This is a genomic window from Mycobacterium sp., assembly GCF_035499775.1.
Classification (GTDB): Bacteria; Actinomycetota; Actinomycetes; order Mycobacteriales; family Mycobacteriaceae; genus Mycobacterium.
This window is the reverse complement of sequence record NZ_DATJYB010000285.1, coordinates 1-9,621: the sequence shown is the minus strand read 5'-3', so window position 1 is coordinate 9,621 and position 9,621 is coordinate 1. Positions and strand designations below refer to the sequence as shown.

13 protein-coding genes are annotated in these 9,621 nt (G+C 67.8%); 6 read left to right on the top strand and 7 right to left on the bottom strand.

Translation table 11 applies throughout. The annotated features are described in order from the left end of the window. Positions 1–375, top strand: a 375-nt coding sequence (locus VML93_RS18295) for a TrkA C-terminal domain-containing protein (RefSeq protein WP_325612806.1), incomplete at its 5' end; no start/stop codon positions are given. A 14-nt stretch (positions 376–389) separates the two neighbouring features. On the opposite strand, the gene VML93_RS18290 is transcribed toward VML93_RS18295, so the two are convergent. Together VML93_RS18290 and VML93_RS18285 are read right to left on the bottom strand one after the other, a co-directional pair. Next, positions 390–1,130 carry a DUF3159 domain-containing protein gene (locus VML93_RS18290; protein ID WP_325612808.1) on the bottom strand — a complete coding sequence of 247 codons (741 nt, stop codon included), beginning with the start codon at positions 1,128–1,130 and terminating at the stop codon, positions 390–392. Between the two features lie 2 nt (positions 1,131–1,132). After that, complete coding sequence (locus tag VML93_RS18285) at positions 1,133–1,501, bottom strand: OB-fold nucleic acid binding domain-containing protein (protein ID WP_325612804.1); 369 nt, start codon at positions 1,499–1,501, stop codon at positions 1,133–1,135. A gap of 136 nt (positions 1,502–1,637) precedes the next feature. Between VML93_RS18285 and VML93_RS18280 the strand changes: the two genes are divergently transcribed. Then, positions 1,638–2,336, top strand: a complete 699-nt coding sequence (locus VML93_RS18280; RefSeq protein WP_325612803.1) for an alpha/beta hydrolase — start codon at positions 1,638–1,640, stop codon at positions 2,334–2,336. 25 nt (positions 2,337–2,361) lie between these two features. Here VML93_RS18280 and VML93_RS18275 read toward each other — a convergent pair whose 3' ends face one another. Further along, on the bottom strand, positions 2,362–3,159 hold the full coding sequence (locus VML93_RS18275; RefSeq protein ID WP_325612802.1) for a DUF3710 domain-containing protein: 798 nt from the start codon (positions 3,157–3,159) through the stop codon (positions 2,362–2,364). Between the two features lie 73 nt (positions 3,160–3,232). Beyond that, complete coding sequence (gene dut, locus VML93_RS18270) at positions 3,233–3,685, bottom strand: dUTP diphosphatase (RefSeq protein ID WP_325612800.1); 453 nt, start codon at positions 3,683–3,685, stop codon at positions 3,233–3,235. A 48-nt stretch (positions 3,686–3,733) separates the two neighbouring features. On the opposite strand from dut, the gene VML93_RS18265 reads away from it, so the two are divergent. Continuing rightward, a complete protein-coding gene (locus VML93_RS18265) occupies positions 3,734–4,207 on the top strand; it encodes a DUF3093 domain-containing protein (protein ID WP_325612799.1) in 474 nt (157 codons plus the stop codon). A gap of 8 nt (positions 4,208–4,215) precedes the next feature. Here the strand turns inward: VML93_RS18265 and VML93_RS18260 are convergent, their stop codons facing one another. Then, positions 4,216–4,518: a DUF4193 domain-containing protein gene (locus tag VML93_RS18260; RefSeq protein ID WP_003919098.1), complete on the bottom strand. Its 303-nt coding sequence runs from the start codon at positions 4,516–4,518 to the stop codon at positions 4,216–4,218. Between the two features lie 212 nt (positions 4,519–4,730). Between VML93_RS18260 and cei the strand changes: the two genes are divergently transcribed. Next, entirely contained in the window at positions 4,731–5,381 is a 651-nt protein-coding gene (cei, locus tag VML93_RS18255) for an envelope integrity protein Cei (RefSeq protein WP_325612797.1), read from the top strand. Positions 5,382–5,385: 4 nt separating this feature from the next. Here the strand turns inward: cei and VML93_RS18250 are convergent, their stop codons facing one another. Continuing rightward, positions 5,386–6,258 (bottom strand): inositol monophosphatase family protein, encoded by an 873-nt coding sequence (locus VML93_RS18250; protein WP_325612795.1) that lies wholly within the window; start codon positions 6,256–6,258, stop codon positions 5,386–5,388. A 114-nt stretch (positions 6,259–6,372) separates the two neighbouring features. Here VML93_RS18250 and ppgK point away from each other — a divergent pair, with 114 nt between their 5' ends. Together ppgK and VML93_RS18240 are read left to right on the top strand one after the other, a co-directional pair. Next, on the top strand, positions 6,373–7,167 hold the full coding sequence (ppgK, locus tag VML93_RS18245; RefSeq protein ID WP_325612794.1) for a polyphosphate--glucose phosphotransferase: 795 nt from the start codon (positions 6,373–6,375) through the stop codon (positions 7,165–7,167). A gap of 178 nt (positions 7,168–7,345) precedes the next feature. Next, positions 7,346–8,944, top strand: a complete 1,599-nt coding sequence (locus VML93_RS18240; RefSeq protein WP_325612792.1) for an RNA polymerase sigma factor — start codon at positions 7,346–7,348, stop codon at positions 8,942–8,944. A 30-nt stretch (positions 8,945–8,974) separates the two neighbouring features. Here VML93_RS18240 and VML93_RS18235 read toward each other — a convergent pair. Next, the coding region (locus tag VML93_RS18235) for a DUF1707 domain-containing protein (protein ID WP_325612791.1) at positions 8,975–9,621 on the bottom strand (647 nt) is incomplete at its 5' end.

Below are 9,621 nucleotides of genomic sequence, written 5' to 3'. Positions count from 1 at the left end.
CCGCGCAACGAATGGCTGTTCACCGACGCGTGGGGGGTGGACGTGGCGGTGTCCACTCCGCGGATGCTGGCGTCGTTGATCGAGGAGGCCGTCGCCGTCGGCGACCTGGTCCGCCTGATGGAGTTCCGCAAGGGTCAGGCGAACCTGGTCGAGATCACCCTGCCCGACGACACTTCGTGGGGCGGCAAGCCGGTGCGCAAGCTGCAACTGCCACGCGACGCGGCGCTGGTGACCATCCTGCGCGGGCCCCGGGTCATCGTGCCGGACGGCGACGAGCCCCTCGAAGGCGGGGACGAGTTGCTCTTCGTCGCGGTCACCGAGGCCGAGGCGGAGCTGAGCAAGCTGTTCCTGCCCGCTGCCGATACCACCGACTGAATGGGCTACCGCCGCTAATCGCGGCCGGCGCCGCCGTCGCGCTCCGTCGCGCCGGCCGTGGCCCCGGCACCCTCACCGGTGCCCTCAGCAACCTCACCGCCGTCGTCGGTCGCTTGCATGGCACGCCGAGCGGCCTTGATCGCCGCGTACGTCGCCAGCGCGGCGATCGCGGTCAGCGGCCATCCCATCCCGATCCGCGCCACCCCGAGCCATCCGGTCTTGTCGGCGTCGTACAGCAGCCGCTGGACCACGAACCGGGCCGCGAACACCAGCGTCCAGCACAGCGTGGCGACGTCGAACGCGTAGACCGCCCGGGTCACGGCACGCCAGCCGCGATCACGCCCACTGGCCCAGCTCCACACGTAGCCGATCACGGGCTTGCGGATCACGATCGAAACCGCGAAAACCACCGCCCACAGCAGTGACATCCAGATGCCCAGCAGGAAGTAGCCCTTGGACTGCCCCACCGCGTAGGCGATCAGCGCGCAGATGGCGACCCCGAAGAACCCGGACAGGGCGGGTTGGGTCGATTCCCGCCGAATCAGCCGCCACACCAAGACCAGTGCGGCCGTGCCGAGCGCAAACCCGATGGCGGGCAGCAGCCCGGCGACGCTGGAAGCGGCCACGAAGACCACCACCGGCAGCGTCGAGTAGATGAGCCCGGCCACCCCGCCCACCTGCGCGAGCAGGCGCTCACGACTGGCGTGTCCAGCCGTCTCGGGCGACCCCGGTGAGTCGCCCAAGTCACCGTGCATGGTCACCGCTGAATCTCGTAATGCGGGTTGTAGATCGCCTTGGATCCGTTCTCCAGCTTGCCCAGCCGACCGTGCACCCGCAGCGTGCGGCCCGAGTCGATGCCGGGGATGCGGCGTTGACCCAACCAGACCAGCGTGACGGTGTCGCTGCCGTCGAACAATTCCGCGCGCACCCCGCTGGCGCCGCCCTTGCCGCAGGTTTCCACGCTACGCAAGGTACCCATCATCGTGACTTCCTGACCGCGCTCGCAATCGATGACGCGCTGTGCGCCGGTGCTGGCGACCTCGTCGGACAACTCCTCGGAGTCGCGTTGTTCCGGGTCCTCCGTCAACCGACGGGAGAGCCGGCGCAGAAAACCTTGGGCCCTCATGGCCACTCCTGACACTGTTCAGCTGTCGGCGCATTACATCTATGCCAACGGCAACCGTAGACCTGTTGGTTCCCGGGCGCCACCGGACTAAACCGACGATGTTGGAGGACCCTTCGGCGGCGGGCACTATCGAGGGGTGACTGTCGATTTGCACGGTGTCACGACGGTGTTGTTGCCCGGAACCGGATCGGACGACGACTACGTCGACCGGGCGTTCTCCGCCCCGTTGCAGGAGGTCGGCGCGCTGGTGGTGACACCGCCGCCGCAGCCGGGTCGACTGATCGACGGCTACCTGTCCGCCTTGGACGACGCCGCACGCGCGGGTCCGATCGGCGTTGGGGGCGTCTCGATCGGCGCGGCGGTCGCGGCGGCCTGGGCGCTGGCCCATCCCGATCGCGTGGTGGCCGTGCTGGCCGCACTGCCGGCCTGGACCGGCGAACCGGGGTCGGCGCCGGCCGCGTTGGCGGCCAGGCATTCGGCATCCCAGTTGCGTCGCGACGGCCTTGAGGCGACGACCACCCAGATGCAGGCGTCCAGCCCGCCCTGGCTGGCCGACGAGCTGACCCGGTCGTGGCGCAATCAGTGGCCGCTACTGCCCGACGCGATGGAGGAAGCGGCGGCTTACGTTGCCCCGAGCCACGCCGACCTTGGTCGGCTACGGGCGCCACTGGGGGTGGCTGCCGCGGTCGACGACCCGATCCACCCGTTGCAGGTCGGGGTCGACTGGGCGACCGCCGCGCCGCACGCGGCATTGCGCACGGTGACGCTGGAACAGATCGGCTCGGACACCGCCGCGCTGGGCGCCGCCTGCCTGGCCGCTCTCGCGGAGGCTTAGTCAACCGCTGTTCGGCTGCGTGCGGCTAGCCGCCGGTCGTGGTGCGCAACTGCTGCATGGCCGAGCCCTCGGCGCTGCGGCGTGCGGTCGGCTCGTTGGACGGTTGCTGCGCTTCTGCCTGCTGAGCGGCCTGTTGGGCGGCTTGTTGGGCGGCGGCCTCGCGTAACTGTTCGACCATCGGCTCGGGCAGCTGCACCGGCAGCGGCGTCCGTACCGGCAGCGGTGTGTCGCCACGGCGAACCACGGTGTCCGCCAACGCGGTGCGTGCTTCCTCGACCAGCGCGTCGATGGTCTCGTGCGGTCCGTTGACGACGCAGCGGATCATCCAGCGGTAGCCGTCGACCCCGATGAAACGCACGACGCCAGAGGCGGTGCCGATCACCTCGCGACCCCACGGGCCGTCCTTGATGCTGACCTGGGCCTCGTCACTGCGCAGCGACTCGGCGAGTTCACTGGCCACCTCACGCCACAGGCGACCGGTCTTGGGTGCTGCGTAGGCGGCGATGGTGAAACGACCGTTGGGTGTGACGACCCACACCGCGCTGGGCACCCCGCCCTCGGTCAGCTCGACCTGCAGCTGACCGCCCGACGGCATGGGAAGTAGCACCGAGCCCAGGTCCAGTCGGGCCTGCTCCGCGTCGGCCGGGTCGTCGAAGTCGTCGATGTCGAACGGGCCTTCCAGGTCGCCGTCGGCATCGTCGGAGGCGGCTTCGGCTTCGTCCTCTTCGATGGCCTCCTCGACGGCCTCTTCGATCTCCGGCTGTTCGTCCGGAGCCTTGGCGCTGTCGTCCTCTTTGCCCGAGCGTCTACCGAATGTCGCCATCAGCGCCGCTCTCCCCCGCAAGCGGGTGGTACCCCCACCTCATCGCGGACCTCCTTCTGCATCATCACCGGGCTCACAAACTCGCATGTCCGCCGGAGGAACCGTGACCGCCGTCGCCGCGGGATGTCTCGGCCAGCCCGGCTTCGTCGAAGGACGAAACCTCAACCAGCTCGACCAGCTCGACCCGCTGCACCAGCAGCTGGGCAATCCGGTCGCCGCGGTGCACGTCGATCGGCGTGTCCGGGTCGAGGTTGATCAGCGAAACCTTGATCTCTCCACGGTAGCCCGCGTCGATGGTGCCCGGACTGTTGACGATCGAAAGTCCCACGCGGGACGCCAATCCCGAGCGGGGGTGGACCAGGCCGACCATCCCGTACGGGATGGCGACCGCGACGCCCGTGCGCACCAGGGCGCGATGCCCGGGCGCCAACTGAACATCTTCGGCGCTGAACAGGTCGACCCCGGCGTCGCCGTCGTGGGCGCGGCTGGGCAGCGGGAGGCCGGGGTCGAGGCGGACAACTTTCATTTCAAGGCCAGACTGTTCGACACGGGGCCACAGATTACCCTTGACCGCGTGTCCGGTACGCGCGTCGCACCGCACAGCGTGCGATATCGCGAACGGCTGTGGGTGCCATGGTGGTGGTGGCCGCTGGGCTTCGGGTTGGCGGCGCTGCTCGCGTTCGAGGTCAACCTCGGTGTTGCCGCCCTGCCCGACTGGCTGCCGTACGCGGTGTTGTTCGCCGCGGCGGCCGGAGTGCTGCTGTGGCTCGGCAGGATCGAAATCCGGGTCACCGCCGGTGACGAGGTCGAGTTGTGGGCCGGCGAGGCGCATCTGCCCGCCACGGTCGTCAGCCGGTCCGCCGAAATCGCGCCGTCAGCCAAGTCCGCCGCCCTAGGCCGTCAACTCGACCCGGCGGCCTTTGTGCTGCACCGGGCATGGGTCGGCCCGATGATTCTGGTCGTCCTCGATGACCCAGATGACCCCACGCCGTACTGGCTGGTGAGCTGCCGTCATCCCGAGCGGGTGCTGTCGGCACTGAGAAGCTGATGAAGCTGTCAGGCGGCGCAGTCGGTACAGATCATCACGCCGTTCTTCTCGCTGGCCAGCCTGCTGCGGTGTTGTACCAGGAAGCAGCTGGAGCAGGTGAACTCGTCAGCCTGCTTCGGAATGACGCGTACGGAAAGCTCTTCGCCAGACAGGTCGGCGCCGGGCAGCTCAAAAGATTCAGCGGATTCGGATTCGTCAACGTCGACCACGGCCGACGCCGCTTCGTTCCGTCGCGCTTTCAGCTCCTCCAGCGAGTCCTCCGAGACGTCGTCGGTCTCGGTGCGCCGTGGAGCGTCATAGTCGGTAGGCATCTTCCTATCCCCGTCCTATCCCCTCTTACGACCTCTAAATGATTCAAAGCCCTATATGTCCCAAGCAACGCTTTGTACCAGCGTCGAACGCATCCACCAAACGATTCGTGCCCAGATGGCCCTCCATTGGACTGTGATTTACGTCACACCCTGGAGTTGACCCGTCAGTTCGCCGTTAAACAGGGCGTTTGGCGTCCGACTAGAGTGCACGTGTGGTCGCACAAATCACCGAAGGCACCGCTTTCGACAAGCACGGCCGGCCGTTCCGGCGACGCAACTCCCGGCCCGCCATCGTCGTGGTGATCCTCCTCACGATCCTCACTGGAATCGTGTGGACCGTCGCGCTGACGCGCCCGGCGAAGGTTCGCGAGGCCGAGGCGTGCAACCCGCCTCCGCAGACCGCGTCGTCGACTCCGGCCAAGGTCGGCGATCCGGTGTCGCGGTCCGACATGGCGGATGTCGCGCCCGCGAAACTCGCCGATACCAAGATCCGCGTCCTCAATGCCAGCGGCCGGGGCGGTCAGGCCGCCGACGTATCTGCGGCACTGCGGGATTTAGGCTTCGCCCAGCCCACCGCCGCCAACGACCCGCTCTACGCCGGCGCCCGGCTGAACTGCCAGGGCCAGATCCGCTTCGGCACGGCCGGGCAGGCCGCCGCGGCCGCGGTGTGGCTGGTGGCTCCGTGCACCGAACTGTTTCACGACAACCGCGGCGACGACTCCGTCGACCTTGCCCTCGGCACGGACTTCAGCGCGCTGTCGCACAACGACAACATCGACTCCGTCCTTGCCAGCCTGCGCCCCGGCGCCACCGAGCCGGCAGATCCCGCGCTGTTGTCGAGGATCCACTCCAGCAGCTGCTGATCGGTCAGGCGGGGATCGGCTCCAGGCCGTTGAAGCGCTTGAGGGCCGCCAGCAGCTCGTCGGCAATCCCGGGCGCGGCGGCCACCACCAATCCCGCACTGCCGTTCGGTGCGTCGTAGTCAGGCAGCACCACGCGGGCTCCCGCCTCGGCCGCGATCAGCGCACCCGCCGCGCAGTCCCACCGCTGCAGCCCGTGCTCGTAATAGCCGTCCAGCCGGCCCGCTGCGACCATGCACAGATCCAGTGACGCCGAGCCGATACGACGCACGTCACGGGCCACCGAGAGCATCCGGGCCACCAGCGCCGCCTGGACCGTGCGGCGCCGCATCGAGTACGCGAAGCCGGTGCCCAGCAACGCCATCGACAAGTCCGTGACAGCCGTGCATCGCAACGGGCGTGTCCCCTGCTCGTCGGTGACATGCGCGCCGAGGCCGCTCGCCGCCGAATACACCTGGCCGGCAACGACGTCGGCGACCGCTCCGGCCACCGACACGCCGTCGACCTGCGCGCCGACCGACACCGCGTACACCGGGATGCCGTAGACGAAATTCACCGTGCCGTCGATGGGGTCCAGCACCCAGGTGACCGCGTCCGCGGGCGGGGCTGCCAGATCCGCGGGACCGCCGCCTTCCTCGCCGACGATCGGGTCACCGGGTCGCAGTTGAGCCAGCCGAGTGCGCAGCAGCCGTTCCGTCTCGGTGTCGACCACGGTCACCGGATCGGTCGGGGTGCTCTTGGCCCTGACCGCGCCGCTACCGGCGGCGGTGTCGGCGCCGAACACCTCCGCACGACGACCCCGCACGAACGCGGCGGCTTCGACGGCCAGCGTTTCGGCCGTTGCGCGCAGCCGCGCGGGGTCCCTGTCGGATGGGGTCACCGGTCTATCGCATCACAGTTGCCGGGCACGGCGTCCAACTGCTCAACCCGGGCAACCGGCGGGGCTAAGGGGTTTAAGGTAAGCCGGACCGCTACGTCTTGCCGAGGAGATTCGATGACCAGCACCGACCCCGTGTCCGAAGCAGCCGGCGGCAGCGCGCAGAGTCGCGGATTCGGTATCGACGTCGGCGGCAGCGGCATCAAAGGCGGAATCGTCGATCTGGACACCGGACAGTTGATCGGCGACCGGATCAAGCTGCTGACTCCGCACCCGGCCACTCCGCAGGCCGTCGCCAAGACCATCGCCGAAGTCGTCAACGGATTCGGGTGGACGGGTCCCCTGGGCGTGACCTACCCCGGCGTCGTCACCCACGGGATCGTCCAGACCGCGGCCAACGTGGACAAGGCCTGGATCGGGACCAACGCGGGCGACATCATCAGCGCCGAGCTGGACGGCCAGGACGTCACGGTCCTCAACGACGCGGATGCCGCCGGGCTTGCCGAGGAACGCTACGGCGCGGGCAAAGGGCACGAAGGCCTGGTCGTGCTGCTCACATTCGGCACCGGAATCGGGTCCGCGGTCATCCACAACGGCGTGTTGATACCCAACACCGAGTTCGGGCACCTCGAAGTCGGCGGTAAAGAGGCCGAACATCGCGCGGCGTCGTCGGTCAAAGAAAACAACGACTGGACCTTCAAACGGTGGGCAAAAGAGGTGACCAAGGTGCTGATCGCCATCGAGAACGCGATCTGGCCGGACCTGTTCATCGCGGGCGGCGGCATCAGCCGCAAAGCCGACAAATGGGTGCATCTGCTGGAAAATCGCACCCCGTTGGTGCCCGCCGCCCTGCAGAACGCCGCCGGGATAGTGGGTGCGGCCATGGCCTCGACCAGAGACGTCACGCACTGAAATTTGCCCGGTCGCGCGGTATGAGCCCGCACTGTCGTTACAATGGTCAACGGCGGCCGCCCGACCGATAACGCGCGAGTACTCACGCTGGTATCAACGCCGACATTCGACATAGCAGACACTTTCGGTTAAGCACGCCCAGATCCACCGGAAGTGGAGTCCGACCGAAGGGGTGTATGTGGCAGCGACCAAGACGAGCCCGGCAACTGACGATCCGGTGAAGCGCACCGCCGCCAAGTCGTCCGGGTCTCAAGGGTCCCACGCGTCGCCGGCCAAAACAGCCGCCAAGCGACCGACGGCCAAGGCCGCCAATGGCGCCGCCCCCGCAAAACGGGCCACCAAAACAGCACCCCGGGCCGCCAAGTCCGCTGTGACGTCTGAGGCCCCTGAGGCAGGTGACGCCGTGAAGAAGACCCGTGCCTCGGCAAAAGGCGCCGAGGCTAAGGCGCCGTCCGCCCGCGCGGCAAAGACGTCCAAAGACGCCGGCGAGGACGCCGCGAAAGATCCCGAGGCCACCCTCGTAGCCGTCGACGACCACCACGAGGACGCCGAAGACCTCGACGCCGACGCCGAACTCGACGTCGAGCCCGGCGAGGACCTCGACATCGATGCTGCCGAGCTTGTCCTCGACGATCTGGAGGTGGACGTCGTCACCGACGTCGTCGAGCTCGAAGCCGACACCGAAGACAGCGAGGATGCCCCGGCCGTCACGGTCGCCGCGCCCGCCGAACCCGCCGGCGAAGAAGACGAAGAGATCGCTGAACCCAGCGAAAAGGACAAGGCCTCCGGCGATTTCGTGTGGGACGAGGACGAGTCCGAGGCGCTGCGCCAGGCCCGCAAGGACGCCGAACTCACCGCGTCCGCGGACTCGGTTCGCGCGTACCTCAAGCAGATCGGCAAGGTGGCGCTGCTCAACGCGGAGGAAGAGGTCGAGCTGGCCAAGCGGATCGAGGCCGGTCTGTACGCCACGCAATTGATGGCCGAGCACACTGAGCGGGGCGACAAGCTGCCGGCCGCCCAGCGCCGCGACATGGTGTGGATCTGTCGTGACGGCGACCGCGCGAAAAACCATCTGCTGGAAGCGAATCTGCGGCTGGTGGTGTCGCTGGCCAAGCGCTACACGGGTCGCGGGATGGCGTTCCTCGACCTGATCCAGGAGGGCAACCTGGGCCTGATCCGCGCGGTGGAGAAGTTCGACTACACCAAGGGATACAAGTTCTCCACCTACGCCACGTGGTGGATCCGCCAGGCCATCACCCGCGCCATGGCCGATCAGGCCCGCACCATCCGCATCCCGGTGCACATGGTCGAGGTGATCAACAAGCTGGGCCGCATTCAGCGCGAGCTCTTGCAGGACCTGGGTCGCGAGCCCACTCCTGAGGAACTCGCCAAAGAGATGGACATCACCCCCGAAAAGGTGCTGGAGATCCAGCAATACGCGCGCGAGCCGATCTCGCTGGACCAGACCATCGGCGACGAGGGCGACAGCCAGCTGGGTGACTTCATCGAAGACAGCGAGGCCGTGGTGGCCGTCGACGCGGTGTCGTTCACGTTGCTGCAGGACCAGTTGCAGTCGGTGCTCGAGACGCTGTCGGAGCGCGAAGCGGGCGTAGTACGGTTGCGCTTCGGCCTCACCGACGGTCAGCCGCGCACGCTCGACGAGATCGGCCAGGTCTACGGCGTGACCCGCGAGCGCATCCGCCAGATCGAGTCCAAGACGATGTCGAAGCTGCGCCACCCCAGCCGTTCTCAGGTGTTGCGCGACTACCTGGACTGACGTTCGACGCGCCCATAATGCGGCCTGATATCACGGGCGGCTCGGCGGTGCCGATACCTCCTCGTCGATCGAGTCGCGCGTGGTAATCCGGATGCCGTTGACTGCCGTGACGGTCACGTCCGCGGTGTAGCGCTTGCCGTTGTCGGTAATCGAGCATCGCTCGAACGCGCCCACGTGGCCATCCAGATCGCCAGGACAATTGACGCTTTGCGGCGGATGGCCGATCTGGTCTTGGAAGTCGCCGGAAACCTTCGCGACGACGTCGGCCAGCGGAAGGAAAGTCCCGGCGGCTTGGGAACTGTGCGTATCGGCCGGAGTCGTCGGCGCGGGGCTCTGGTCGTGCTGCCGCACGGCGATGAGGCCGATCAGGGCGACGGCGGCGGCAGCAGCGATGACGCCGGCGACTGTAGCCCCAATGATCCACTTCCGAATCGGGTTGGCCTGGACCGCAATCGTCGGCTGCTGCGAAAACACCGGCGCGCGCGCCTGCAGGTCGGAAACCATGCCGAGAAGCTCACCGCGCGTCTTGGCCGACATCGCCGACGAACATCGCTGGCGATGTTCATCGCCGTCGAGTTCGCCGTTTGCGTAGGCATTGTCGAGAATCGCGCACACGTCGGCGCGATCGGCATCGCTGGCGCGCGTCGAGTCTGGATACGACGAACCCGGCTGCATCA

Bases quoted from the DNA above. Each gene is read 5' to 3' on its own strand.
- dut (WP_325612800.1), bottom strand. From the start codon at position 3,685: ATGAAAGTTGTCCGCCTCGACCCCGGCCTCCCGCTGCCCAGCCGCGCC.
- ppgK (WP_325612794.1), top strand. From the start codon at position 6,373: ATGACCAGCACCGACCCCGTGTCCGAAGCAGCCGGCGGCAGCGCGCAG.
- VML93_RS18290 (WP_325612808.1), bottom strand. From the start codon at position 1,130: ATGCACGGTGACTTGGGCGACTCACCGGGGTCGCCCGAGACGGCTGGA.
- VML93_RS18275 (WP_325612802.1), bottom strand. From the start codon at position 3,159: ATGGCGACATTCGGTAGACGCTCGGGCAAAGAGGACGACAGCGCCAAG.
- VML93_RS18285 (WP_325612804.1), bottom strand. From the start codon at position 1,501: ATGAGGGCCCAAGGTTTTCTGCGCCGGCTCTCCCGTCGGTTGACGGAG.
- VML93_RS18260 (WP_003919098.1), bottom strand. From the start codon at position 4,518: ATGCCTACCGACTATGACGCTCCACGGCGCACCGAGACCGACGACGTC.